The sequence below is a fragment of the Amycolatopsis sp. cmx-4-83 genome, assembly GCF_046548815.1.
GTDB lineage: Bacteria > Actinomycetota > Actinomycetes > Mycobacteriales > Pseudonocardiaceae > Amycolatopsis > Amycolatopsis pretoriensis_A.
In genome coordinates this window covers 1-24,517 of sequence record NZ_JAEBEF010000001.1, presented here as the reverse complement: position 1 = coordinate 24,517, position 24,517 = coordinate 1, and the positions used below count along the sequence as shown (strand labels likewise).

Here is a 24,517-nt window from a genome sequence, read left to right as displayed (position 1 = left end):
GCCGCGTGGCGACTTTCACTCGGACAGCCGGTACGTGAACCGGTTACGCCGGGTGGCGTTTTTTGCGATGCTGGGGACTGTGACCGCCGACTCGGGCACGCACACCGGCCGCGGGGACGCACATCCCCCGGTCTCCCCTCGGACCCCCGAGCTGGTGCTGTGCGCCGTCGATGAACCACTCGCCACCGCCTGGACCGCCGCCGTGGGAAAACTGGCCGGCCGGGTCCGGGTGCACCGCGGGTCGGTCCTCGACGTCGTCGCGCAGGCCGTGGTCAGCCCGGCCAACTCCTACGGCTGGATGCGCGGCGGGATCGACGCGGTCTACGCGCGGGCGTTCCCCGACGTCGAGCAGAGCGTTCGCAGCGCTGTGCTGGCGTTCCACGGCGGCGAGCTGCCGATCGGCGAGGCCGTGATCGTCCCGACCGGCGAGCCCGAGCCGGCCTGGCTGATCAGCGCGCCGACCATGCGCGAGCCCGGCGAGCTGCTGCCCGCCGACACCGTCCACCCCTACCTCGCCGCCCGCGCGGTGTTCCTCCAGTGGCGTGACGGGCAGCTCGACCACGGGCCGGTGCGCGAGCACGTCGACACCATCGCGATGCCGGGACTGGGCACCGGCGTCGGCGGCGTCGACCCGGCGACGTGCGCCCGTCAGGTCGCGGCCGCGTGGGACGAGGTCTTCGGGAACCGTTACCCGCGGTAACCCCTGAAAATCAGGGGGTGGACTACATCACAGCGCGTTCCCCCGTCGCAAGCCCTACCGTTAATCACGCAGGTAGAACGTGCGCCAGTGCAGGCGACGGCCGGAGGAGTGTGCGATGACCCGGGTCCGCGAACTCAGCCCGTATGTCGAGCTGCACCGGGAACAGTGGAAAGAACTGCGGAGCTCGACGCCGCTGCCGCTGACCGCGGCCGAGCTGCTGCGGCTGCGCGGGCTCGGCGAGCAGGTCGACCTGGCCGAGGTCGCCGACGTCTACCTGCCGCTCTCCCGCCTGATCAACCTGCAGGTCGCCGCGCGCCAGCGGCTCTACGAAGCGACGACGACGTTCCTCGGTGACGACTCCCGCGGCACGAAGGTCCCGTTCGTGATCGGCATCGCGGGCAGCGTGGCGGTCGGCAAGTCGACCACCGCCCGCATCCTGCGCACGCTGCTCGCCCGCTGGCCGGACCACCCCCGCGTCGACCTGGTCACCACCGACGGCTTCCTGTACCCGCGCGCCGAGCTGATGCGGCGCGGGATCATGCACCGCAAGGGCTTCCCGGAGAGCTACGACCGGCGCGCGCTGCTGCGGTTCGTCACCGACGTCAAGTCGGGCGCCGAGCGCGTCGCCGCGCCGGTGTACTCGCACCTGGCCTACGACATCCTGCCCGGCCAGGAGCAGGTCGTGCAGCAGCCGGACATCCTCATCCTCGAGGGCCTGAACGTGCTGCAGCCGGGCCCGCGGCTGATGGTGTCGGACCTCTTCGACTTCTCGATCTACGTCGACGCGCACACCGACGACATCCAGCGCTGGTACATCGAGCGGTTCCTGGAGCTGCGGCACACGGCGTTCGCGGACCCGGCGTCGCACTTCCACCACTTCGCCGGCCTGCCGGACGACGAGGCCCGCGCCGAGGCGAAGCACCTGTGGCGCTCAATCAACGAGCCGAACCTGATGGAGAACATCAAGCCGACCCGGCCCCGGGCGACGCTCGTGCTGCGCAAGGACTGCGATCACGCGATCAACCGCGTCCGGCTCCGCAAGCTCTGATCCGTCACCCACACGCGCACCATTCCCACGCTGAGCCCCCGAACACCGGCCGATCGGCCGAGGGGAGGCAGCGAGGCCTAACCGGTTGGCCGATACCGGACGCCCGTTCGGAAAGCGACCCTGAAGGAGTCAGGAAAACGGCTCTGAGCTGGGGAGGAGGCCCACGATGTTCTCGATGGTCCTCACGTGGGTCGGCGCGTTGCTCGGTCTGGTCTTGCTGATCGCGATGGCCGCCGGAACGTTCGTCGTCGACTTCGACGACCGGCTGCAGGAGCGCCGCAGCAAGAAGCCCGCCGAACCGGCGGGCCCCCTGCCGTAGCCGTCAGAGTTCGCCGAGCGCCTCGAGGTAGGCGTCCGGGTCGTACTCCAGCGTTTCGCCGTCCACCAAGCTGCCTTCCAGCGCGTCGATCAGCTGCTCGAAGACCTCGTCGCGGTCGAGTTCGCCCTCGTTCAGGCGCTCCACGGTCTGCCAGACGTCGGCGGGCTCGTTGTCCCACAGCTGGTCGACGATGGTCGCGCGCAGGATCAGCCGCTGCTCTTCCTCGTCCTCGTCGGCCTCGGCGATGACGAGCGCCCGGCGCTGCTCGGCGTCGGTCGGGTCGAGGTCGACCTCTTCGTCGTCGATCTCCGTGGTCAGCGACGGCACGGCGAACATCCGGCGCTCCAGCGCGTCGGCCAGTTCGCTCGGCGACAGGTCGCCGACGCCGTCGAAGTAGCGCTCCAGCGGGGAGTCGTCCTCGTCGGCGTACTCGCTGAGGTAGTCGGCGACGGCTTCGTCAAGGGCGGCGATGGCGGTCTCGGTCAGCCCGGCCCGCTCCCCCGTCCACTGCACCCAGGCCAGCACGACCGGCTCGACGGCTTCCTCGTGGTCGGCGTCGAGCTCGTACTCCTCGCCCAGCAGGCCCTCGAGGAACCGCGCCACCTTCTCCGGGCCGACGCGCAGCGGGTTCGCCGGGTCGGTGCGCAGCCCGTGCTCCAGCAGCAGGCGGCCGATCGCGCGGGCGGCGTCGGCGTCCTCACCGCTCGCCGCGACGAACTGCTCGACGACCGCGGCCCGCTCGGCTTCGGACCACTCGGCCACCTCGGGCACGAGCGCGGGCTCCGGCAGCGCGCGGCACCAGGTGAGCGTGACCGCGTGGAAGCGCGCGTAGTCCTCGCTGACGTCGGCGTCCTCGAGGTGGTCGGTCGCGGCGAGACCGTCCGCGATCAGGCGGTGCGCCTCGGCGGGCTCGACGGCTTCGAAGACGACCAGCTCCGGATCGGCTTCGGCCTGCTCCCGCATTTCGCCGAGGACGTCGGCGGGCTGGTCGATGACGACGAGGTCCCGCACCCGGCCGCCCTCGGTGAAGTCGAGGAGCGCGAGCAGGCCGTACGCCTGGTCGCCGTGGGAGAAGACGCAGAGCAGGGACGACTCGTCGCCGTAGACGTCACCGGTGCGCCAGCACTCGCCGGCGCGCACCCGGCCCAGGTCACCGGCCCACGTCGGCGCGGGGATGCCGCGGCCGAGCACGACCTGCAGCCCGGCGTCGGCGGCCTTGCGCTCGACGTCGGTTTCGGCGACGACCTTCAGCGCGGCCAGCAGCGCGGCCGCACCGGGGGTGATCTTGCGCTGCGCGAAGGCGATCAGCTCCAGGCCGAGCGGCTCTTCGCCGTCCTCGACGGGCACGTCGTGGAACTGGCCGAGCACCTCGGAGGCGAGCAGCTCGACGTCGACCGGCGCGGGCTCGGCACCCAGCGCCGAGAAGTCGTTCAGGACGTCCTTGAACAGGCCGGTCACGCTGTGGGTGACGGGCTGCGGCTGCCTCTTGCGGGCACGACTAACCGGGCTCATAGGCCCATGTTTTCACCTACCGGCGAGCCGGTCGCGGTGGCCCTGGCGCGGGTCCCGGTCGCGTGCCCGGCGGGGAGGCGCCGGGCGGGGCGACGGGACAGGGCCACCGCGACGGCGCTGGCCAGGACGTCTCCGCCATGGCGGGCTCGCGGTGCCCCGGTGCACGTGCACACCGGTTCACTGCGGTCAACGAGGTGCGCGCGGGGAGGTTACGGCTTTGGGCAACGCGATTCGCGCGGTGCGGATTTCCGTGATCAGCCGGGACTTCCGGCGGTGGGTTTCCACCAGCGCGGCCAGGTAGGACGTGAATTCTTCCGGCGTTTCGGCGCGTTTGTGCAAGCCGCGCAACAGCTTCAGCCGGCGGGCGGCTTCCTGGTACGCCTGCGGGTCCTTGCGCTCGATGAGCTCGTCGACGTGCTCGCGGAAGACCGGGATCGTCTCGGCCGGGTGCCCGGCCGCGCGCAGCTCGGCCAGTTCGAGCTTCAGCTCCGGCGACGCCCCGAACCGGACGCAGGCGCGCCAGGCTTCGTCGGGACGGCCGTCGTCGAGCAGGACGCGGACGAGTTCGTCGGCCCCGCCTTCGGCGGCGCGTTCGCGCAGGGTCGCCAGCGCGTCCCGGCGCTGCGCCGTCCACTTGCCCGCGGCCTGCGCGGCTTCGCGCAGCGCGGCGAACGTCTCGCGGTCCGGCCGGGCGTCGAAGTCCTTGCGGCGGCGGGAAGTCTCGTCCTCCGGTTCCGGTGGCGCCGGCGGCTGCTTGTCGTGGGTGAGCGCGCGGGCGGCGTGCGCGATGGCCTCGCTGTGCCGTCCCGCGGCCCGCAGCACCCGGACGATCTTGAGGCTGACGTCGACGCGCGGTGGCTTGGCCGACAGGATCGCGACCAGTTCGTCGACGTCGCCGCGCACCTCGGCCAGCTGTTCCCGCAGCCGTTCGGCCACGTCCCGGCGGTGGCCCGGGACGTCCGCCGCGAGCACGTCGTCCACCACGGACTTGATCAGCTTGAGCCCGCGTTCGCCCAGCGCGGTCGCGAAATCGGCGAGGTCGATGACCGGCCACCCCGGGCCGTCGAACTCCACCTCGACGATCCAGCCGGCCAGCTTCTCCGGGTCCGGCGGGCGGGCGGCGCACGCGCGGGCGTACAGCTCGACGGCCCGGTCCAGCCGCTCGCCGAGGTCGCCGGGGTGGTCGCCGGCCTGCTCCAGCACCTCGCTGATGTCGTCGACCGTGCGCCGGGCCAGCGGCGCCAGGTCGGCGCGGCTGCCGGCGTCGAGCATCCGCTGCAGCGTGTCCAGCACCGCGCCGACCTTCGCGGTGTACTCGACGTTCCCGTCGGTCACGGCGGTGTCGAGCAAGCGGTGCGCCTCGCTGACGTCACCGGATTGGGTTGCCGCGCGCAGTTCGAGCGAGTGCCGCAACTCAGGGTCACGCTCGGCTTGGGCGTGCAGCAGGTCCGCCAGCGTCTCCGCGTCCAAAGTGCGCAGGTAGGGGCGAAGATCCGAGGGGGGACTCACGCGCACCAGTCTGCCCGAGCCCGGCAAGGCGGCGTGTGGGCCAACCGCGTGCTCTTTTCGGAGTAACGAGTGACTCTCGGTGAGGCGCTCACTGGCGGCGCAAGTCGTCGAGCACGGCTTTCAGCGGCCACGGCTCGGGCACGCGCGGCCGTCGTGACCGTGCATGGCGGGGACGCGGGATGGGTGAGCAGACGGTCGGGACCATGATCGGGACGACCGGCACCGGCACCCGCGCCACGAGCCGCCGCACCACGACCAGCAGGAGCACCGCGCCCAGCAGCAGCGCGGTCCCCGCGGCGAGCGCGCCGGCGAGCGTGCGGCGGCCGTCGTCGAGGGTGAGCTGCACGGCGTACTGGCTCTGCTGGGTGTAGAGCCGGCCGAGCTGCTCGGAGACGGTGAAGGCGGCGCTGCGCCACGTGGATTCCGCCACGGGCAGCGGTTCGGCGGCGGTGAACGCGTCTTCGGCGGCGGCGAGCCGGCTCCACTCGGCGCTGCGCGTGAGCGACTCGTACGCGGTCCGGCCGCTGTCCGTCAGCTGCGGCACGACCCGCGTCAGCCCGGCCCGGTAGGCGGCGACGGCGGAGGCGTACGGCCGTCGCGTGACGCCGTCGAGTCCCGCCAGCGCGAGGGAATCCGAGCGGTCCATGCCTTCGGCGACGGAGAGCAGCTCGACGGCGGTCGTCTGCTGGTAGGCCGATTCGGCGTCCGACGCACGGCGGACGTAGTCGCGCAGCCCGGCGATGGCGGTTTCGATCCGCTGCGTGTAGCTCGCGTACGCGGCGGTCCGCAGCTCCGGCGCGGCCATCGCCGCGCTCCGCTGCGCCTGCAGCGCGACGACGGACCGGGCCGTCCGGTCCGCGGCGTTCGCCGTCTCGACCGCGAGGTCGCGCGTGCGAACCGCTTGGTGGAGCAGGAAAGCGGTGATGACGATCGCCACGGCGACGAGGGCACCACCGGGGAGGAGAGCGATGCCCAGCATGCGGCCGCGGACGGATCGCAGGTACTTCAAGACGTTCCTTTCCCAGCCTTGGGCCCCGCAAGCATCCCGACGAAGTGCAACCTATTGAGTGAGAGATTCACCGGTCAACGCCAATCCGCCATACGGCCGTTAGCGCACCGTGACGGCCGGGCACAATCGCCACGTGACCTTCGACGACGTGACCCAGCGGCTGCGCGGCTTCGCGGCGGCCCGCGCCTGGGAACCCTTCCACACGCCCAAAAACCTCGTGATGGCGCTCTCCGGCGAGGTCGGCGAACTGACCTCGCTGTTCCAGTGGCTGACACCGGAGGAGTCCGACGCGTGGCGTGAAGACGCCGAGCTGGAGGCGAAGGTGCTCGACGAGATCGCCGACGTCACGCTGTACCTGCTGCAGCTGGCGGACCGCCTCGGCGTCGACCTGCCGGCCGCGGCGCACGCGAAGATCGACCGCAACGAGGTCCGCTTCCCGCCGCCCGCCTAGTCCCGCTCGCAGCGCCGTTCGATCTCGGCCAGCAACGGCGGCGGCGTGCTCGCGACGGGCGCGTCCGGGTGCGCCAGCCACCGCCCGTTCTCCTCGGCCCAGAACACCGACCAGATCCCGAAGTCGTCGACGCGCAGCTGCGCGATCTTCTGCTCGCTCCCGGCCCGCAGCTCGACGATGGTGACGGCCCGCCCCCGCGTGCGGCACTCGACCCGCACCTGGTCCCGCAGGTGCTCGGGCACGCGTCGGGCACACCAGCGCTCGATCTGCCGCAGCGCGAATTCCGGGATGCCCGCCATGCCGACAGTGAACCGGACCGCGTCACCGCCCGCTCAGCTGGGCGACGACGGCGTCGTAGGTTTCCTCGGGCGCCCGCCCGCCGGTCTCGACGACGACGCACCCGGGCCGCTGCGGGAGGTAGGCGGTGAGCTGGTCGTGGATCCGCTCGACCATGGCGGTGCCGCCGCGCGCGTTCAGGACGCCGTCGACCCCTTCGGTTTCGGCGTCCCCCTTCGCGGCCCGCTCGGCGAACCGCCGGGCGGCGACGGGCTTGCCGGCGGTGAGCAGGATTTCCCGGTACTCGGCCCCGCAGTCCGCGGCGACCCGCTCGAAGGCCTCGATGTCGGCGACCCGGGTGGCGAGCTGCGGCATGACGACGTCGTGCCCGCTCTTCAGGTGCGTCTCGGCCATGGCCCGGGTGAGCAGCTGCGCGGCCCGGAAGGTCTCGAAGAAGGTCTCCCGCCAGCCCCCGATCAGGCAGACGACCCGATCGGTGTCGAGGTTCAGCACCCCGGGGTGCCGCTCGGCGTAGGCCCGCGCGATCGTGGACTTCCCGATCCCGGACGGCCCGTTCAAGTGGATCAGCTTCGGCACTTCCCCGACGTTAGCGCGGCGCGGGCTCGGCCAGCCACCAGCCGCCGAGCAGGGCTCCGACCGCGAAGAAGGCGAAGAAGATCCCGGCGACCAGCGGTGTCCCCGCGAACATGCCGACGACGGTGAAGAACATCAGCAGCAGCCCGGCACCCATCAGGACCCGCCCGCCGACGACCTTCGGCAGCCGGGCCCTCGCCGGAACCGGCGCCGGCGTGGGCGCGGGCGCCGGTGGCGCGGGCGGTGGTTCGAAGCCGAGCGCGACCGGTGCCGAGTGGAGGTCGAGCACGTCCGCACCGAGCTCGGCGGCGCGCGCCAGGCGCGGCTCGTTCGCGGGCACGCTCGGGTCGGCCACCAGGTGCGTCACGCTCGCGGTCAGCTTCTTGGCCAGCTGCACGCCCTCCGCCAGCACGCGGGCACGCAGCCGGTCGGCCGCCGCGGTAGTGCCGAGGACGAGCACCCGGGCCGGTCTGCCGTCCGCCGTCGGCCGCAGGTCACCGGCGTCCGCGACGCCGAGAGCGGTCGCCACCTGCCGCAGCTCACGGGCTTCCGCGGCGGTCACCACGCCGTCCCGTTCCGCCACTTCGCGCAGGGCGACCACGAACCGCTCGTGCGTCGAGCGCACGCGCTCGGCCGGCCAGCCGGCTTCGGCCGCCAGCCCGGCCAGCGCCGCCACCTCGTCCGGCGCCAGGTGCCGGTCGGCGACGACGCCGGCGAGCAGGTCCAGGTACGCGTCGCCGTCCGCGCCGATCGCCACCCGCTCGACGGCCTCGGCCATCCACCCCGGTTCGCCGGCCGGGACGTCGGCGCGCGGGCGCAGCGGGCCGGCCGCGAACTGCGGCAGCGCGGGGAGGACGGGCGGCGAGGCGAACGTGAAGCCGTGGCGGCCGAAGAGGCTGACGGCGAGCTGCGCGACGGTGCGCGCGCCGGACAACGCCGTCCGGCCGGGCCGGGCCGCGATCCCGAAGGCGGGCGCCACGGTGGCGAGCCGGTGGTTGGGCAGCCGGACGGCGGTCCGCGCGGCGGCCAGCGTGTCCACACCGGGCAGCACCGGCACGCGGGCGCCGATCCGGGCGGCCTCCGAGTCCAGGAAGGACGCGACGAACGGCAGGTCGTGCGCGACGACGACGCTGCCGCGGCACAGGTTCAGCAGCGAGCCCAGCGCCGCGCCGAACGCGGGTGCGCCGTCGAGGTCGGCGCGCGTGATGCCGTGCAGGGCGACCGGGCCGGGCGGCACGCCGGGTCCGGGGTCGACCAGGGTCGACAGTTCGCCCGCGACCGTGCCGTCGGGGCGGACCCGCACGGCGGCCAGCTCGACGACGTGCCCCGGCCGCAGCCCGGTCGTGCGGATGTCCAGCGCGGTGAAGTCGGTGCCCCGCGCGGGATGGCCGCCGGCACCGAGCAGCGAGAGGGATTCGATCACGCCCCGCTGGTCGTTTTCCCGGCGGGCGTTGTGACAGCTTTTCGGCGTGGATCGGTGGTTCGTGACGGGATCGTGACGGCAACATTCCGTCCGATAACGACTGGTGGTCGATCACGGGAACGCGCGTAACAACGGCGGGAGATTTCGCGAGTACACCGTCGGCACACCGCGTCGGAGAACAGGGAATCCCGGATGAAGCGCATTCCGAACTGGCTGAAGATCGTCTTGGCCGCCTTCGGCGTCCTGTTCGTGCTCGGCGCCGTCTTCGGCGAGGCGCCCGCACCGAAGCCGGTCGCCGCGGCGGCGCCGGCGTCGGCGCCGGCGTCGGCCACACCCCCGCCGACCAGCACGACTCCGTCGCCGACGCCGACCCCGGTCGCGGTGACCCACACCGTCGGCACGGTGACCGACGGCGCCACCGTCGTCGTGAACGGCAGCGACGGCACCACGAAAACGGTGCACGTGCTCGGCGTCGTCGCCCCGCTCGCCGGCACCGGGTGCTACGCGACGGAATCGCTGGGCTGGGCCGCCACGACGCTTTCCGGCAAAGCCGTGACGCTCGGCGCGGAAACGGCGCAAGGCATCGCGGTCACGCTGGCCGACGGCCGCGATTACGCGGCGCTCGCGATCCAGCTGGGTTATCTGAAGTACGCGGCGAACGCGACCCTGCCGGCGCTCGCGGCCGCCGAAACCGCGGCGAAGCAGGCCACCACCGGGTTGTGGGGCCCGCCGTGCAACGGCACCATCGACGCCCCCGCGCCCGCGCCGGCCCCGGTGCCCACCACCGCGGCCCCGCCGGTCGCCCCGCCCGCGCCCGCGACCAAGGCGGCCCCGAAGCCGCCGCCCGTCGTCCGGACGACCGAGGAAGCTCCGCCGGCCCCGGAACCCGACCACAGCGCCTACTACGCGAACTGCTCCGCCGCGAAGGCCGCCGGCGCCGCCCCGCTCTACCGCGGGGAACCGGGTTACCGGTCCGCACTCGACCGCGACGGCGACGGCGTGGCCTGCGAACGGTGATCTAACCTGGTCCGATGACCACCGCCGAGGAACTGCTCGGCAGGCTCGCGGGCCTGGACCGGGACGGGCTGGCGAAGGTGCTGGCCCACCGGCCGGACGTGCTGGCGGAGCCGTGGCCGCGGCGGCTCGACGTCGTCGCGGCGAGGCTCGCGTCACCCGAATCCGTCGACGAAGTCCTGCTCGGCTTGTCCCTGCCGCTGACCCAGGTGCTGCGCGCGGTCCAGCTGTGCGACGCGCTCAGCCAAGGGCCCGTGCCGCTCGACGACGTCCGCGCGCTGCTCGGCGGTGCCGCCGTCGAGTCCTCTGTGGACGAACTCGCCGAGCGCGCGCTGCTGTGGCGCGACGGCGACCGGATCGTGCTGCTGGAAGTGCTGCAGCGGAACAGCTTCCGCGCCGAGGGCCTCGGGCAGCCCGTCGCCGACCTGCTCGCGGACCTCACCACGATCCAGCGGGCGCGCCTGGCCCGCAACCTCGGGGTGCCGCCGGCGGACCTCGTCCGGTACTTCCGCGACGGCGACCGCGTCCGCGCGCTGTTCGCCACGGCACCCGAGCAGACGCGGAAAGTGTTGCGGGACATGGCCGAGGGCGTCCCGGAGGTCGACGGCATGCCGCCGCTGGGCTGGGCGCTCGACCACGGGTTCCTGTTCGGCACCTACTACGGCGGCACCGCGATGCCGATCGAGATCTCGCTCGCCCTGCGCGGGGCGGACCACCGGCTGCCGTTCACGCCCGAGGAGCCGGAGTACGCCGTCACGCACGTCGGGACCGAGGCGGGCGAGGCCACGTCGTCGGCCGCCGCGCTGCGGCTGCTCGACCGCGTTTCGGCGGTGCTCGACCTGGCCGCCGCGGAACCGTTGCCGCTGCTCAAGGACGGCACGATCGGGGCCCGGCTGATCAAGAAGGTCGCCAAGGACACCGGGGCGACACCGGCGGAGATCGAGCTGGCCATCGACCTCGCGGCGCAGGCGGGCCTGCTGCTCGCCGACGAGCCGCCGGTTCCGCGCCGCGGCCAGAAGGCACCGCCGCCCACGCTCGCGCCGGATCCCGACCTCGCCCGGCCCGCGCCGGCGCTGCTGTACCGCCTGCTGCTGACGACCTGGTGGCACCCGGTGCCGCCCGACCACGGAACGGACGTCGACGCGTTCGTCCGGCGGCTGGTCGTGCGGCTGCTGGCGCGGCTCGAGCCCGGCGCGGCGCTCACCGGCGACCTGACCCACCTGGCCGAGTGGCACGCGCCGCTGCTGCCCACCGACGACCTCGCCGCGTCCGTCGAGGCCGCCGTCGCCGAGGGCGAACTGCTCGGCGTCCTCGCGCACGGCGCGGTCACCGCCACCGGGCGCGCGCTGCTGTCCGGCGACGGGCTCGTCGAGGTCACCGGCGAACTCGTCGCCCGCGCGCGGACGACGGCGCTGTTCGGCACCGACCTGACGGCGATCGTGCCGGGCTCACCCGACGCCCGGCTGGCCGCGCTGCTCGACCGCGTCGGCGACCGCGAAGCCCAGGGCACCGCGACGAGCTGGCGGTTTTCCCCCGCGTCCGTCCGGCGCGCGTTCGACCACGGCGCGACGGCCGCCGAGCTGCTCGCCGACCTCAGCGCGATCGCCGCGGGCGAGCTGCCGCAACCGCTGGTGTACCTGGTCAACGACGTCGCGCGACGGCACGGGGAAGTCCAGGTGCTCGACGTCGCCAGCGTCGTCGTCGGGGAACCCGCGATGCTGGCCGAGCTCGCCGCGCACCGCAGGCTCGCCAAGCTCGGGCTGCGGTCCGTGGCGCCGACGGTGCTGACGTCCACTGTGGACGCCGCCGGCACGCTCGAAGCGTTGCGCGAAGCCGGTTACGCGCCGACCCGCCACGCCCCCGACGGCACCATCCTGCTGCCCGCGCGCGAACAACCCGAACCGAAGGCCGTCCTCCGCGACGCCGATCCCGGGGACCTCCCGCCCGATCCCGCCGACCACGCCGAACGGCTGCTGGCGGCCCCGGCGAGCGGCCCGGTGCTGCTGCGCGGCCAGCTGGCGCGCGCCATGAGTGACCGGTACGCGGGCCGGCTCACGCCGAAGCAGCAGCAACTCTGCTGGCAGCTCGAAGCCGGGATCCCGGTGGACGTCGTGTACCGCGCGGCCGAAGCCGAGCCCGCGCGGCTGGTGATCGCGTACCCCGAGCTCGACGGCGACGTCCTCGACGTCTGGTCGCTCGGGGACCACGCCTACCGGCGGCTCGAGCTCGCGCGGATCGACCTGGCTCAGACCTCGACCGCGCTCAGCCGGGCGTAGACGACGACGTTGTCCAGGTAGTTGCCGCTGGCCCGGTCGAACGCGCCGCCGCAGGTGATCAGCCGCAGCTCGGGATCGGCCGTGTCGCCGTACACCTGACCGGTCGGGAATTCGGCTTTCGCGTAGCGGTCGACGCGGTAGACGGTGAAGACCGCGATCCGGCCGTCGGCGCGGCCGACCCGGGCCTGCTCGCCGGGGCGCAATTCCTTGAGCCGGGAAAACGCGCCGGGCACGTGCTTGTAGTCGACGTGCGCGGCCAGCACCGCCGGGCCGACCTCGCCGGGCGACGGCGCCCCGGTGAACCAGCCGACCGTCGTGGCGTCCGGCGGGACCTCGAGCGCGCCGTCCGCGGTGAGCCCGAGGTCCTCGAGCGCGTCCGCCCGGACGCCGATCGCCGGGATGCTCAGTGACGCCGGTTTCGCCGCCGGCAGGCCGCCGGCGGTCGCGGCCGCGGTCCCCGGGGCGCCCGAGGTGCCCGTGGCGGCCGGGACCGCGGGGCTCGGCGGCGCGATCGGGTCCGGCGTCCGCGGCGACAGGACCAGGACGAGGGCCACGGCCAGGACCACCCCGAGCGCGGCGACGACCGCCGTGACCGCGGGCCACAGGCGCGGGTGCCTCAACTCGGGCGCCGGCGCAGGTAGAGCACCATGCCGCCGGACGCCGCCGCGGCGACGAGGGCGCCGCTGAGCAGCAGGAAGCCGGGGACTTCGGGATCGGGTTCGCCGCCGCCGGTGGCCACACCGCCGACCGGCTTGACCTTGACCTGGGTGCCGGTGTGCTGCTTGGTGGTCGTCTTCGGGGCCGGCTGGGTCCGGGTCTTCGTCGCCGTGGTGGGCCGCTCGGACGTCGGCGCGGGCGCGGTGCTGCCCTGCTGCGGGCGGTGCGGCAGGGATTCGCAGGCGATGCCGTCGTTGTCGGCGTCGAGGTGGTTCGGGTCTCCCGGCGTCGCGTCCAGGACCGCTTGCGCGTCTTCCTGGTACTGGAAATCGGGGCAGTCGACGTCGGCCGCGAGCGGCGTCGCGAGCTGCGCGGAGGCGAAGGAGACGGGGCCGAGGATGGCGAGCCCGGCGACGGCGACGGAGGTCGTCAGGGCACGACGGAACAAGGACAACGGAAGTCCTTTCAGAGGGGAATCGGTGCGATTGCGTGGTTAGTATCGCGACGTCCACGACACCGTTACGGACCATTCCCGAATTTCCGGAATGGCAGCGATCCACCACTGCGCGGGATTTCCGTGATTCTTTCCCGGTTCGGCTTCGACCTGCGGGTGTTCGGACCGGAAATGCGTACCGCGCGGAATGTTACGGCTCACGCGGTCACACGTTTGACGTAATTCACGTGTGACGGCGCCGACCGGCCGCCGCCGGGCCGTGCGCGACCCCGTAACCTCGGGGTATGCCGATCCAGGTGCTGCTCGTCGACGACCACGAACTGGTCCGCCGCGGGCTCCGCGACCTCCTCGGCGACGAGCCCGACATCGAGGTCGTCGCCGAGGCGAGCAGCGTCGAAGAAGCGCTGGCGGTGGCGATGCACGTCGAACCGGAGGTCGCGGTGGTCGACGTCCGCCTCGGCGACGGCGACGGCATCACGCTCTGCCGCGAACTGCGCTCGAAGCCGAACCCGCCGGCCTGCCTGATGTTGACGGCGTTCGACGACGAAGAGGCGATGGTCGGCGCCATCATGGCCGGCGCGGCCGGGTACCTGCTGAAGCAGGTGCGCGGGCAGGACGTCGTGCACGCGGTGCGCGAGGTCGCGGCCGGGCGGTCGCTGCTGGACCCGCTGAGCACCGCGCGGGTGCTGGACAAGATGCGGCACCCGCCGACGGACGAGCTGGCGACGCTGACCGAGCGCGAGCGCGACGTGCTCGAGCTGATCGGCCAGGGACTGTCCAACCGCGAGATCGCCGAGCGGCTGTTCCTCGCGGAGAAGACGGTCAAGAACTACGTCACTTCGGTGCTCGCGAAGCTCGGCATGCAGCGCCGGACCCAGGCCGCCGCCTGGATCGCGCGGCGCGAGAAGTAACCCCTCGCGACCGGCGCGTCCGCAATCCGCCGTTCGCTGCGTGCTTTTTACGGACCGGTCACGGTCCGCCATGCCGTCCTGGCCATTTGCCGCACAAGATTCACTCGAACGTGAGTCGAATGTGTGTTCGATCAAGCGGTACGATCATTTCGAGGGCGTGGAAGGGAGGCTGGATGACCCGAGAAGGTTGAGTCCGCAGGAGAACCGGTCAGTCGAGTGGGAGGTCGAACGCGACGAGTGTGCCGAGACTGGGTGAGGAGTTCAGGAAGAACTTCCCGCCCGCGGCGTCCGCGCGTTCGGCGAGATGACGCAGACCACGGGTGGCGACGCCCTGGGGGACACCGGAACCGTTGTCCCGGACGCGGAGTTTGACACCGTCGGAGTCCCTGGCCAGCGTCACGCGGGTTTCGCTCGCGCCGGAGTGTCTGACCACATTGGACAGTGCTTCGCGCAGAGCGGCCCGGATGTGGTCGGCGTGTTCCGCGGGGATGTCGGCGAATTCGCCGGACAGCTCCAGTGTCGGCGGGTAGCCGAGCAGTTCGCCGGCGATGCGGACCTCGCCGCGCGCCGACTCGGCGAGGTCGGTGGGCGTGCCGGTGTCGTGGCGAGGCTCCGGCGACCGCAGTGCGCGCACGGTGCCGCGGATCTCCTCGATGGTCTGGTCGAGCTGGTCGATCGCGTCGGAGAGCCGAGCCCCGTCGGCTTGAGCGAACCGCTTGCGCATGTTGCGCCGGACCCGGTCCAGCTGCATGCCGGCGCCGTAGAGCCGTTGGACGATGACGTCGTGGAGCTCGCGAGCGATGCGCTCCCGCTCCTCGTACAGCGCGACCCGATGCCGCGCGTTGGCCCCCTCGGCGAGCGCGAGCACAACCCCGGCCTGCGCGGCGAAAGCGACGAGCATCTCGACGGTCCCCGCGGAGAAGGGCTCCCTGCCCCGCTTCCGGTAGACGGTCAGCGCCCCGAGCACCCGCCCCCCGGACCCGAACGGCGCCGCCGCGAACGGCCCATAGCCGTGCAGTTCGGCGGGAACGTAGGGCGCGGTCCGCGGATCGACGGTGAAGTCATCGCTCGCCACGGGTTCTCCCCCGCGTGCGACGTGCCCGGCAGCGGAATCGGCGGGCAGGGCGAGGCCCCGCAGCGACTCCCCGTTCGACACGCCGGCACCTGAGCCAGCGGAATCGCCCATGGCCGGGCCGGTGGTGCGATCGGCGCCTTGGCTGGCGGGGTCGCCCGCGGCTAAGCCTGCAGCGCGATCGGCGCCTGGGCTGGCGGGGTCGCTTGCGCCCTGGCCGGCGGTGCCGTCGACGCTCGAGTCGGCGGGGTCGCCCGCGCTCGATCCGACGGGCGCGCTGGCAGGGCCGCTTGCGGCCGGACCAGCGGTGCGATCGACCCCTGGGCTGGCGGTGTAGCCCGCGCCCGAGCCGACGGCCGCGCTGGTAAGGCCGCTTGCGGCCGAGCCGGCGGTGCGATCGCCCCCCTGGCCCGCGGTGCCGCCCCCGCTCGGACCGGCAGGCGCGCTGGCAGGGCCGCTTGCGGCCAGACCGGCGGTGCGATCAACCCCTTGGCCCGCGGTCTGCTCGCCGGGCGCGGCACCGGGCTCGGCCGTGCGCGCACCGAACCCCAGGCCGGCTGCGGACCCGACATGACCGCCCGCGGTCGGGTGGGGGCTGGCGTAGTGGGCGGCCTCGACCACCACGCGGCCGTCGTCGGCGCTCACCATCGCCAAGCCCAAGTCGGCGTCGGCTAGCTCGGCTGCTCGGGCTACGACCGTGTCGAGCACCGCGCCCGGGTCGTCGCCGGAAAGGGCGGTGCTCGTGATCTCGGTGGCGGCGGACAGTGCCCGCGCGGCAAGCGTCGGATCCATGAGTGCCGTCATTATCGCGCGGCGCAGTGGCGGTGCGATCACGGCACCGGTACCCGGGTCACCACGCGGCCGTCGCGGACCTCGAGGACCACGTCCGCGCCGGCGGCCTCGTCGGCTCGGTGGGTCACGTGCAGCACCGTGTGGCCGGCCAGGGCTTCGCGCAGGTGGGCGCGCACCGCCTGGGCCGTCGGTTCGTCCAGGTGCGCGGTCGGTTCGTCCAGCAGGACGAGCCCCGCCGCCGGCGCGCCGAGGATCGCTCGGGCCAGTGCGACTCGCTGGGCTTGGCCGCCGGACAGGCCGGTGCCGCCGCTGCCGAGGAGTGTGGCCGGGTCGACGTCGTCGAGGGCGGCCTCGTGGAGCGCTTGCCGGAGCTCCTCCTCGGTTGCCGTGGGGCGGGCGAGGCGGAGGTTCTCGGCGACCGTCGTGGCCGCGAGCATCGGCTCCTGCGGTGCCCACGCGACGACGTCCGGGACGCTGACCACGCCGGCTCGCGGGGTGAGGAACCCCAGCAGGGCGGCGACGAGCGTCGACTTGCCCGCGCCGCTCGGGCCGACCACCGCGGCGTACGTGCCCGGCGCGAGGGTGACGTCGACGTCGTGGAGCACGAGCGGGCCGTCCGGCCAGCCGAGGTCCGCTCCCTTCAGCTCGACGCCCGTCCCGGGGTGCGTGGGCCGGGTAGCCGCGGGCGGCGCGTCGGCCAGACGGTGGCGGGCGCGCTGCAGCGTGTCCCAGTGCTGCGCCACCGGCGGCAGCAGTGCGAGGACTTCCGCCAGCGCGAGCGGCACCAGTGCCAGCAGGGGCGCTAGGACCGGGTCGAGCTGCCCGGCCGAGACCGCCGAAGCGGCGAAGGCCGTGCTGAGGACCGCGGCCGTTCCGCACGCCAGCGTCACCAGCGCTTCCGCCGCGCCCGCGCCGAACGCTTGACGGCGGGCTTGCGCGGCCAGGCGGGTGTCGGCGTCCGCCAGCGCGCCGCGGTGGGCGCGGGCCGTGCCGAAAGCGAGGAGTTCGGCCGCCGCTTCGAACAGGACCAGGACTCGTGAAGCCACGTCGCGGCGGCCGGTCGCCAGCGCCGACGTCGCCCGCCGTTCGGTGCGCAGCGCGACCCACGGCGCGCACAGGCCGAGGGCCGCCGCCGCCGCGAGGGTCAGGCCGGCCGCGGGGAGGACCCACGTCTGGACGGCGATCGCGCCGGCCGCGACCAGTGCCACCACCAGCGGCGGCGAGACCACCCGGGGCAGCAGGTCGCGCACGGTGTCGACGTCGGCGACCAGGCGGCGTTGCCCCTCGCCCGCCCGCAGGCCGCGCGCGGGGCCGAGGCGGACCAGGGAATTCCACAACCGCACGCGCAGCCGGCCCGCGATGCGGAACGCGGCGTCGTGGGTGACCAGACGCTCGACGTACCGCAGCCCGGCGCGGCCCAGCCCGAACGCGCGGACGCCGACGACCGCGACCGTCAGGGTCAGGATCGGCGGCTGCTGCGACGCCTTCGCGATGAGCCAGCCCGACGTCGCGGTCAGCGCCACCCCGGCCAGCAGCGCCACCGCGCCCAACGCCGCTCCCCCGAAAAGCCGGCCGTCGAGGAGCGCGCGCCAGCCCAGGGACTCGTTCGAAGTGTCCTTTGTGGACGGTTCAGGAACAGCAAAACCCTCGGGCGCGAGGGAAACCGCCGCCGTGCGCTCGTGGGCCGCGATGACGGCCGCGGCGCCGTTGTCGACCGCGCGCTGGACGGCGTCGAGGACCAGGCGCGCGGTGGTCTCGTCGAGGTGGGCCGTCGGCTCGTCGAGCAGGAGCAGCCAGGCACCGCGCTGGACCCGGACCAGCGCGCGGGCAACGGCGACGCGCTGGCGCTGGCCGAGCGACAGCTTCGCGACCGGGCGGTCCGCGAGCCCGGTCAGGCCGAGTTCGTCGAGCAGGGCGGCCGAGCCGACCTCCTCGCGGACCGTGCCGCCGGTGAAGACCGGCGACTGCGGCACCCACGCGACCTGCTCGCGCCACCGCTCGAGGTCGGCGTCGGCGAGGTCGACCGGGCCGACCGCGATGGCGCCGTCGTGCGCCGGGACGAAACCGAGGAGGGCCGAGAGCGTCGTCGACTTGCCGCCACCGCTCGGGGCGCGGAGCCAGACCGTCTCGCCGGGGCGGACCGAGAACGTCTCGCCGTCGGGGGCGAACCCGTCGCGCCGGGCCACGCGCAGCGATGACACCCGCAGCTCGCCACGGGCGGGGATCGCGGTGCCGGCCGCGGGGGCCGGCGTGGCCAGCAGGTCGGCAACGCGCCGGACCGCTTCGACGCCGTCCTCGCTGGCGTGGAACGCGGCGCCGACCGCGCGCAGCGGCTGGTAGCACTCCGGCGCGAGGATCAGCACGCCGAGCCCGATGGCCAGCGGCAGGTGACCGCCGGCCAGCCGGACGCCGATGACCACCGCGACCAGCGCCACCGACAGCGTCGCGGCGAGCTCGAGGACGAACGCCGAGGAGAAGGCGACCTTCAACGTCTTGAGCGTCGCGCGGCGGTGGCGTTCGGACAGCCGCCGGACCGTCTCGGCCTGCGCGGCCGCGCGGCGGAACGCGGTCAGCACCGGCAGCACGCGCACGAGCTCGAGCAGCAGTCCGGACATCCGGTGCGTTGCGTCGGTCGCGCCGGCGACGCGCCCGGCCGTGTACTTGCCGACGAGGATCGCGAACATCGGGAGCAGCGGGACGGTCAGCGCGATGATCACGCCGGACGGCCAGTCGGCGAACAGGATCGCCGCGCCGGCGCCGAGCGGGACGACGGCCGCCGTCACGAGGGCGGGCAGGTATTCGCGGAAGTACGCGTCGAGCGCGTCGAGGCCGCGGGTGGTCAGCGCGGTCAGCTCGCCGTGGCCGCGCCGGGCGATCCACTCGGGGCCGAGGCGCAGCGCGTGGTCGACGGCCCGGGCGCGCAGCTCGCGTTGGGACGTCGCGGCCGCGCGGGCCGAAACCGTGCGCACCGCCCAGCCGGTCAGCGCGCGCGTCGCGACGAGCGCGAGCAGCGCGGCCAGCTGGGCGGTGCGTCCCCCGGAGCCTGCTCCGACGATCGCCGCGAGGACGTCGGCGAGCAGGAACGCCTGCGCCACCAGCGCGGCGGCGTTGAGGAACGAAAGGAACCCCACCAGAGCCAGCGCTCGACGCACGGCCGGCACCAGGGCCGGCAATGCGCCGAGCGGGCCCTTTCCCGGCCGCGCCGAGTCCACTGTGGACTCCGAGGCGGAAAGGGGAGCGCGCCCGGGAAGCGGGAACGGCCGGGGCCTCACGGTGCGTGGACCGCCGGGATGTGCTGGGTCCCGATGCGCTTGCGGAACACCCAGTACGTCCAGCCCTGGTAGATCAGCACGGCCGGGGCGCCGAAGACGGCGACCCAGGTCATCACCGTCAGCGTGTACGGGCTCGACGCGGCGCCCTCGATGGTGAGCGTGTTGGCGGCGTCGAGGGTCGAGGGCAGGACGTTCGGGAAGAGCGAACCGAACAGGACCACCGCGGCCCCGGCGATGACGACGCCGAGCGCGGCGAACGCCTGCCCGTCGCGGTCGGCGCGCAGCCGCAGCCAGGCGACGACCGCCGCCACGGCGGCAACGCCGAACGCGAGCAGCGTCCACAGCGTGCCTTCGCGCCACTGGACGACCGCCAGGAAGGCGACGATCGGCACCATCGCGAGCGGCAGCGCGCGAATCGCCAGCCTGCGGGCGCGTTCCCGCAGGTCACCGCTGGTCTTGAGGGCCAGGAACGCGGCGCCGTGCGTGATCGAGAAGGCGGCGATGGCGACCGCGCCGAGCAGGGTGTCCCAGCGGAGGGCGGCGAACGCGGACCCGGCGCGGTTGCCCTCGGCGTCCAGCGGCAGGCCGAGCACGGTGGTCGCGAGGATGAGCCCGACGCCCAGCGGCGGGACCCACGAGCCGAGCACGATGACGCGGTCCCAGTTCCGCCGCCAGCGGTCGGAGTCGACCTTGCCGCGGTACTCGAAGGCGACGCCGCGGCCGATGAGGGCGAGCAGCAGGAGCAGGAGCGGCAGGTAGGCGGCCGAGAACAGGCTGGCGTACCAGCCGGGGAAGGCCGCGAACATGGCTCCGCCGGCGACGATCAGCCAGACCTCGTTGCCGTCCCAGACCGGCCCGATGGTGTTGACCATGACCCGGCGCTCGGTGTTGTCGCGCGCCAGGATCGGCAGCAGCATGCCGACGCCGAAGTCGAACCCTTCGAGGAACAGGTAGCCGAGCCAGAAGAAAGCGATGACGACGAACCAGACGATTTCGAGGGTCATCGGACCGCTCCTCCCACCTGGTCGCCGTGAGTTGTCCACAACTTGCCGAGTTGTCCACAGGTAGGCTGTGGGTAACCCGCGAGGGTGATCACATCGGCACTCATCGTCAGCACCTCAGTAGGCGAAGGCGAGCGTGCCCTCGCCCGGTTTGTCGGAATCCTGCGTTTCCGGCGGCATCACCGCTTCGACGCCACCGCGGATGTACTTCCGCATCAAGAACAGCTCGACCACGCCGAGAGCTGCGTACACCGTGGTCAGCGCGATGAGTGACGTCCACACCTCACCGGTCGTCAGCCGCGACACCGCCTGGGCCGTGAACATCCACACCCCGTCGACGCCCGACGGGTTCGGGACCACCACGAACGGCTGACGGCCCATCTCCGTGAAGATCCAGCCCGCGCTGTTGCCGAGGAACGGCGTCGCGATGCCGCCCAGCACCAGCAGCGGGAACCAGCGCCCGGTCGGGATCCGGTCGCGGCGGGTCAGCCACAGGGCCAGCAGCCCGATGCCCGCCGACACCGCGCCGAAGCCGATCATCATGCGGAAGCCCCAGTAGGTCACCGGGAGGTTGGGCACGTAGTCGATCGGCTTGCCCGCGAGCGAGCCGAGCGCAGGGTCGTCCGGGTAGTTCGTGCCGTACTTCGCCTGGTACTCCGTGATCAGGTCTTCGACGCCCTTGACCTCGGTCTTGAAGTCGTTGTGCGCCAGGAACGAGAGCAGCGCCGGCACGTTGAACGTCTTGACGTCCTCGCAGTTCGACCCCGCGACGTCGCCGATCGCGATGATCGAGAAGCTCGCCGGCTGCTCCGTGTGGCACAGCGCTTCCGCCGAGGCCATCTTCATCGGCTGCTGCTCGAACATCAGCTTGCCCTGCGCGTCACCGGTGACGGCGAGGACCGCGAAGGCCGCGATGCCGACCCAGCCGCCGAGCCGCAGCGACGAGCGCCAGACGTCCTGGTTCGAGCGCCGCCGCCAGAGGTGCCAGCCCGCGACGCCCACCAGGAACGCCGCCGCCACCGAGAACGCGCCCGCCAGGGTGTGCGGGATCGCGGCCAGCGCCGTGTTGTTCGTCAGCACCGCCCAGATCGAGTTCATCGTCGGCTTGCCGTTCTCGAACGTCACGCCGACCGGGTGCTGCATCCACGAGTTCGCCGCGAGGATGAAGTACGCCGAAGCCATCGTGGCCAGCGAGAACGCCCAGGCGCACGCCAGGTGCACCTTCTTCGGCAGCCGGTCCCAGCCGAAGATCCACAGGCCGAGGAACGTCGACTCGACGAAGAACGCGACGAGCCCTTCCATGGCCAGCGGCGCGCCGAAGACGTCGCCGACGAAGCGGGAGTACGCGCTCCAGTTCATCCCGAACTGGAACTCCTGCACGATGCCGGTCACGACGCCCATCGCGAAGTTGACCAGCAGCAGCTTGCCCCAGAACTTCGTCATTTTCAGGTGCCGCAGCTCGCCGGTGCGGACCCAGCGGGTCTGCATCGCCGCGACCAGGATCGACAGCCCGATGGTCAGCGGGACCATCAGGAAGTGGTAGACGGTGGTGATGCCGAACTGCCACCGCGCTAGCTCAAGGACCTCCACGTGGTCCAGCGTGCTCCGGCGCGGGTGGGCCAGCTAGATCAAACGGTCCCGTCCACCCCGGGACCAACGTCCTTCACCTGGTCGAGCGTCCGCCGGGCCTCGTCCGCCACCGCGCGGCGCGGGCCCTCGTCGCCCAGCTCGAGAACGTGGCGCAACGCCAGCTCGTACGCCGTGTCGAACGCCTTGCCGGCCGCCACCGGCAGGTCGGGGCGGACGCCGGTGCCTTCCCAGTTCTCCCCCGTCTCCGGGTGGAGCGAGCGCGCGATCGAGATCGTCACGTCGAGGTAGGTGTCCACCTTGTACTGCTCACGCGGGTGGGCACCGCCGCGGGTGGCCTCGCCGACCGTCTTGGCGCGGCCCTGCTGCTGGAGCGAAAACGCCAGGTCCTCGCCGCCGGAGAACGTCCGCGGGCCGGTCAGCACCCAGATCGGCTTCGAGCCGCCGAAGCGCGGGCCCGGCACGTACGGCAGCGTCCACATCTGGGTCGTCTTGTCGCCCTCGCGCTCGTAGATGTCGAGGTAGTGCACCTGCTCGTCGACCAGGTAGGTCTGGAGCAGCGCGCTGGTGCCCGGGCTGCCGCCGCGGTTGCGGCGCACGTCCAGCAGCAGCGCGTCGGCCGGCGCGAGCAACGTCATCGCGGCCGCGATCGCCGGGCCGGCCAGCTCCGCCGGGTACAGCATCGTCGTGTCGAGGTAGCCGACGTTGCCGGCGAGCCGCCGGACCTCGGCGATGCCGTAGCTCTCCAGCTCGGCCTCGATCCGGAAGCCGTCGGAGTTCACCGCCGCGTCGCCGTCGTCGGCCACCGGGTCGGCGTGGTGGCGCAGGCGCAGGTGCGGGTCTCCGTTGACCGACTGCAGGTCCGCTGTGACGAGCGTCGCGAACTCGGCGTCGTCGACGTCCGCGTACGCACCGTCATCGAGCCGGTGGCGGAGCGCGTCCGCCAGTTTCGCCGCGACGTCGGGGAAGACGTAGTGCGCTTCCAGCCGGCGGATGACTTCGTTGACCTGCGCAGCACGCGCCTGTGACCCCATGCCGCTCAACCTACCGCAACCCGCAATCGAAAATTCGGCGTGCCGAAGAAGATTGTGCGTCCGGACTGGATGACAAATTCATGGCCGCCGACCCGTCGATTTCGCGAACGCCATCAGCTTGCGACACTCTGAATCACCCCTTTATCGTTGCAGTGAAAGGGGCGAAAAACGCACATGACTTCCGCGATGGTGGCGCTGATCAGCGCGTTCGGCCTGGTCCTCGCCGTGGAACTGCCGGACAAGACGCTGGTCGCGACACTGGTGCTGACCACCCGTTTCCGCGGCGGTCCGGTATTCGCCGGGGTGTGCGCCGCGTTCGCCGTGCAATGCGTCATCGCCGTCGCGTTCGGCAGTGTCCTGACGCTGTTGCCGGACCTCGTCCTTTCCCTCGTCGTCGCCGCGATGTTCGGCCTCGGTTCTTTCATGCTCCTTCGCGAGGGATTCAGCGAAGCGGACGAAGCCGGTGAAGACGCTTCGCGCACCGGACCGACGCCGCAGACGTTCCTGCGCTCCGCTATGACGTCGTTCGGCGTGCTCTTCGCCGCCGAGTGGGGCGACGCCTCCCAGCTCGCCACGGCCAGCCTCGCCGCCCGGATCGGCAACCCGATCGCCGTCGGCATCGGCGCGTTCGCCGCCCTCGTCATCGTCGCCGGCCTGGCCGTGTTCATCGGCGGGAAAATCCGCAACCGGATCAAGCCGAAGCTGATCCAGCGCGGCGCCGGGTTCGTCTTCGCCGGCTTCGCGGCCTTCGCGCTGATCCAGCTGGCCTTCTGAGCCGACAGCTCCTTCACAGGGTCGCCGGGTAACCTTTCGGAAACGAAAGGGTGGAAGCCAGGTGAACGAGCCACTGCCTGCCGTCTCGCCCGTGCACGGCCGGATCGCGCTCGGCGGCATCGGTCTCGCGGTGGTCATCTCGATCGACCTGCACCTGCGCCTGTCCGGGCAGGTGAGCCCGATCTGGCAGACCCTGTCGGAGTACGTCTACGGCCGCCTCGGCAACGGCTCGGCCGCGCCGCTGTTCAGCGTGATGTGCCTGGCCCTGTCGCTCGGCTCGGTCGCCCTGCTCGCCGGCATCGCGAAGGCGCACCGGCCGGGCACCACCGCCGTCTGCGTGCTGCTCGGCGTGTGGTCGGCCGGGCTGCTCGTGTGCGGGCTCGTCCCCGTCGACCCCGACGGCCAAGCGCGTTCACTGGCCGGACAGGTCCACAACCTCGCCGCGCTCACGGCGTTCGTCGCCCTGCCCGCGGCCGCGTTCGTGCTGACCAAGAAGGGCCGCGAGCGCTGCCCGTGGGAGCCGCGGCGGACGACGATCCGGCGCCTGGCCACGGCGAGCTTCGCCAGCGTCGGCGTGGTGCTCGGCGGCTTCGTCCTCACGCTCCTGCTCGGCCCGGCGAACCAGGAGGTCACGCTCGGCCTGTTCGAGCGGCTGCTGTTCACGGTCGACGTCACGCTGCTGCTGACGATGGTCCGGCCGCTGCGCTAGCTGTATTGGCCATGGAGGTTGGGTACGGGGCGACACGTGATCGGATGATCTTGGTGTGAGGGAGGGCCTCCGGGTTCGGTGTGGATTGCGACGTCTACACCGATCAACGGAGGCCCTCGTGAC

Annotated in this window: 21 protein-coding genes and 2 pseudogenes; 9 read left to right on the top strand and 14 right to left on the bottom strand. The window is 72.8% G+C overall.

What is annotated here, in order from left to right; genetic code table 11:
* Window positions 1–79: 79 nt before the first annotated feature.
* From ACLJQM_RS00115 to ACLJQM_RS00105, 3 genes are all read left to right on the top strand, one after another.
* On the top strand, window positions 80–700 hold the full coding sequence (locus tag ACLJQM_RS00115; protein ID WP_247015938.1) for a macro domain-containing protein: 621 nt from the start codon (window positions 80–82) through the stop codon (window positions 698–700).
* Window positions 701–815: 115 nt separating this feature from the next.
* Window positions 816–1,748: a type I pantothenate kinase gene (gene coaA, locus ACLJQM_RS00110; protein WP_125306249.1), complete on the top strand. Its 933-nt coding sequence runs from the start codon at window positions 816–818 to the stop codon at window positions 1,746–1,748.
* A 166-nt stretch (window positions 1,749–1,914) separates the two neighbouring features.
* Window positions 1,915–2,067 carry a hypothetical protein gene (locus ACLJQM_RS00105; protein ID WP_191983943.1) on the top strand — a complete coding sequence of 51 codons (153 nt, stop codon included), beginning with the start codon at window positions 1,915–1,917 and terminating at the stop codon, window positions 2,065–2,067.
* Window positions 2,068–2,070: 3 nt separating this feature from the next.
* Here the strand turns inward: ACLJQM_RS00105 and ACLJQM_RS00100 are convergent, their stop codons facing one another.
* The 3 genes from ACLJQM_RS00100 to ACLJQM_RS00090 all read right to left on the bottom strand — a co-directional run bounded on the left by ACLJQM_RS00100 (window position 2,071) and on the right by ACLJQM_RS00090 (window position 6,097).
* Entirely contained in the window at window positions 2,071–3,579 is a 1,509-nt protein-coding gene (locus ACLJQM_RS00100; RefSeq protein WP_410629516.1) for a hypothetical protein, read from the bottom strand.
* 186 nt (window positions 3,580–3,765) lie between these two features.
* Window positions 3,766–5,088, bottom strand: a complete 1,323-nt coding sequence (locus ACLJQM_RS00095; RefSeq protein WP_410629515.1) for a hypothetical protein — start codon at window positions 5,086–5,088, stop codon at window positions 3,766–3,768.
* Between the two features lie 88 nt (window positions 5,089–5,176).
* The gene (locus ACLJQM_RS00090) at window positions 5,177–6,097 is read right to left on the bottom strand and encodes a nitrate- and nitrite sensing domain-containing protein (RefSeq protein WP_410629514.1); all 921 of its coding nucleotides are present in this window, start codon (window positions 6,095–6,097) and stop codon (window positions 5,177–5,179) included.
* Window positions 6,098–6,230: 133 nt separating this feature from the next.
* Between ACLJQM_RS00090 and ACLJQM_RS00085 the strand changes: the two genes are divergently transcribed.
* The gene (locus ACLJQM_RS00085) at window positions 6,231–6,548 is read left to right on the top strand and encodes a nucleotide pyrophosphohydrolase (protein ID WP_086857376.1); all 318 of its coding nucleotides are present in this window, start codon (window positions 6,231–6,233) and stop codon (window positions 6,546–6,548) included.
* Here ACLJQM_RS00085 and ACLJQM_RS00080 read toward each other — a convergent pair.
* The 3 genes from ACLJQM_RS00080 to ACLJQM_RS00070 are packed head-to-tail and all read right to left on the bottom strand — an operon-like array spanning window position 6,545 to window position 8,841.
* Complete coding sequence (locus ACLJQM_RS00080; protein WP_247015948.1) at window positions 6,545–6,847, bottom strand: DUF3024 domain-containing protein; 303 nt, start codon at window positions 6,845–6,847, stop codon at window positions 6,545–6,547. The genes ACLJQM_RS00085 and ACLJQM_RS00080 overlap by 4 nt on opposite strands.
* A 22-nt stretch (window positions 6,848–6,869) precedes the next feature.
* Window positions 6,870–7,421, bottom strand: coding sequence for an AAA family ATPase (locus ACLJQM_RS00075; RefSeq protein ID WP_410629513.1), 552 nt, complete (start codon window positions 7,419–7,421; stop codon window positions 6,870–6,872).
* A gap of 10 nt (window positions 7,422–7,431) precedes the next feature.
* Window positions 7,432–8,841, bottom strand: coding sequence for a PolC-type DNA polymerase III (locus ACLJQM_RS00070; protein ID WP_410629512.1), 1,410 nt, complete (start codon window positions 8,839–8,841; stop codon window positions 7,432–7,434).
* 192 nt (window positions 8,842–9,033) lie between these two features.
* On the opposite strand from ACLJQM_RS00070, the gene ACLJQM_RS00065 reads away from it, so the two are divergent.
* Window positions 9,034–9,858: an excalibur calcium-binding domain-containing protein gene (locus tag ACLJQM_RS00065; protein WP_410629511.1), complete on the top strand. Its 825-nt coding sequence runs from the start codon at window positions 9,034–9,036 to the stop codon at window positions 9,856–9,858.
* Between the two features lie 14 nt (window positions 9,859–9,872).
* A complete protein-coding gene (locus ACLJQM_RS00060; protein WP_410629510.1) occupies window positions 9,873–12,131 on the top strand; it encodes a helicase-associated domain-containing protein in 2,259 nt (752 codons plus the stop codon).
* On the opposite strand, the gene ACLJQM_RS00055 is transcribed toward ACLJQM_RS00060, so the two are convergent.
* Window positions 12,101–12,751 (bottom strand): class F sortase, encoded by a 651-nt coding sequence (locus tag ACLJQM_RS00055; protein ID WP_360775042.1) that lies wholly within the window; start codon window positions 12,749–12,751, stop codon window positions 12,101–12,103. The genes ACLJQM_RS00060 and ACLJQM_RS00055 overlap by 31 nt on opposite strands.
* A complete protein-coding gene (locus ACLJQM_RS00050; protein WP_410629509.1) occupies window positions 12,748–13,242 on the bottom strand; it encodes an excalibur calcium-binding domain-containing protein in 495 nt (164 codons plus the stop codon). The genes ACLJQM_RS00055 and ACLJQM_RS00050 overlap by 4 nt, the downstream gene beginning before the upstream one ends.
* 284 nt (window positions 13,243–13,526) lie before the next feature.
* Between ACLJQM_RS00050 and ACLJQM_RS00045 the strand changes: the two genes are divergently transcribed.
* Window positions 13,527–14,153: a response regulator gene (locus tag ACLJQM_RS00045; RefSeq protein ID WP_072475190.1), complete on the top strand. Its 627-nt coding sequence runs from the start codon at window positions 13,527–13,529 to the stop codon at window positions 14,151–14,153.
* Window positions 14,154–14,361: 208 nt separating this feature from the next.
* Here the strand turns inward: ACLJQM_RS00045 and ACLJQM_RS00040 are convergent.
* The 6 genes and pseudogenes from ACLJQM_RS00040 to ACLJQM_RS00015 form a co-directional block, all read right to left on the bottom strand.
* Window positions 14,362–15,327: pseudogene (locus ACLJQM_RS00040) on the bottom strand (histidine kinase); the annotation flags it as partial.
* A 494-nt stretch (window positions 15,328–15,821) separates the two neighbouring features.
* Window positions 15,822–16,017 (bottom strand): annotated as a pseudogene (locus ACLJQM_RS00035) (sensor histidine kinase); the annotation flags it as partial.
* Window positions 16,018–16,055: 38 nt separating this feature from the next.
* A complete protein-coding gene (cydC, locus tag ACLJQM_RS00030; RefSeq protein ID WP_410629508.1) occupies window positions 16,056–19,229 on the bottom strand; it encodes a thiol reductant ABC exporter subunit CydC in 3,174 nt (1,057 codons plus the stop codon).
* Window positions 19,230–19,285: 56 nt separating this feature from the next.
* Window positions 19,286–20,293 carry a cytochrome d ubiquinol oxidase subunit II gene (cydB, locus tag ACLJQM_RS00025; protein ID WP_410629507.1) on the bottom strand — a complete coding sequence of 336 codons (1,008 nt, stop codon included), beginning with the start codon at window positions 20,291–20,293 and terminating at the stop codon, window positions 19,286–19,288.
* 114 nt (window positions 20,294–20,407) lie between these two features.
* Window positions 20,408–21,880, bottom strand: coding sequence for a cytochrome ubiquinol oxidase subunit I (locus ACLJQM_RS00020; protein ID WP_410629506.1), 1,473 nt, complete (start codon window positions 21,878–21,880; stop codon window positions 20,408–20,410).
* A gap of 38 nt (window positions 21,881–21,918) precedes the next feature.
* Window positions 21,919–22,911, bottom strand: coding sequence for a S41 family peptidase (locus tag ACLJQM_RS00015; RefSeq protein ID WP_360775057.1), 993 nt, complete (start codon window positions 22,909–22,911; stop codon window positions 21,919–21,921).
* A gap of 186 nt (window positions 22,912–23,097) precedes the next feature.
* Here ACLJQM_RS00015 and ACLJQM_RS00010 point away from each other — a divergent pair, with 186 nt between their 5' ends.
* Together ACLJQM_RS00010 and ACLJQM_RS00005 are read left to right on the top strand one after the other, a co-directional pair.
* Window positions 23,098–23,685: a TMEM165/GDT1 family protein gene (locus tag ACLJQM_RS00010; protein ID WP_247025417.1), complete on the top strand. Its 588-nt coding sequence runs from the start codon at window positions 23,098–23,100 to the stop codon at window positions 23,683–23,685.
* 61 nt (window positions 23,686–23,746) lie between these two features.
* Window positions 23,747–24,394, top strand: coding sequence for a DUF998 domain-containing protein (locus ACLJQM_RS00005; protein WP_410629505.1), 648 nt, complete (start codon window positions 23,747–23,749; stop codon window positions 24,392–24,394).
* Window positions 24,395–24,517: the final 123 nt, after the last annotated feature.

Excerpts from the sequence above, each read along its gene's own strand:
- coaA (WP_125306249.1), top strand. The coding sequence starts at position 816 with ATGACCCGGGTCCGCGAACTCAGCCCGTATGTCGAGCTGCACCGGGAA.
- ACLJQM_RS00105 (WP_191983943.1), top strand. The coding sequence starts at position 1,915 with ATGTTCTCGATGGTCCTCACGTGGGTCGGCGCGTTGCTCGGTCTGGTC.
- ACLJQM_RS00100 (WP_410629516.1), bottom strand. The coding sequence starts at position 3,579 with ATGAGCCCGGTTAGTCGTGCCCGCAAGAGGCAGCCGCAGCCCGTCACC.
- ACLJQM_RS00080 (WP_247015948.1), bottom strand. The coding sequence starts at position 6,847 with ATGGCGGGCATCCCGGAATTCGCGCTGCGGCAGATCGAGCGCTGGTGT.
- ACLJQM_RS00065 (WP_410629511.1), top strand. The coding sequence starts at position 9,034 with ATGAAGCGCATTCCGAACTGGCTGAAGATCGTCTTGGCCGCCTTCGGC.
- ACLJQM_RS00060 (WP_410629510.1), top strand. The coding sequence starts at position 9,873 with ATGACCACCGCCGAGGAACTGCTCGGCAGGCTCGCGGGCCTGGACCGG.
- ACLJQM_RS00045 (WP_072475190.1), top strand. The coding sequence starts at position 13,527 with ATGCCGATCCAGGTGCTGCTCGTCGACGACCACGAACTGGTCCGCCGC.
- cydB (WP_410629507.1), bottom strand. The coding sequence starts at position 20,293 with ATGACCCTCGAAATCGTCTGGTTCGTCGTCATCGCTTTCTTCTGGCTC.
- ACLJQM_RS00015 (WP_360775057.1), bottom strand. The coding sequence starts at position 22,911 with ATGGGGTCACAGGCGCGTGCTGCGCAGGTCAACGAAGTCATCCGCCGG.
- ACLJQM_RS00010 (WP_247025417.1), top strand. The coding sequence starts at position 23,098 with ATGGTGGCGCTGATCAGCGCGTTCGGCCTGGTCCTCGCCGTGGAACTG.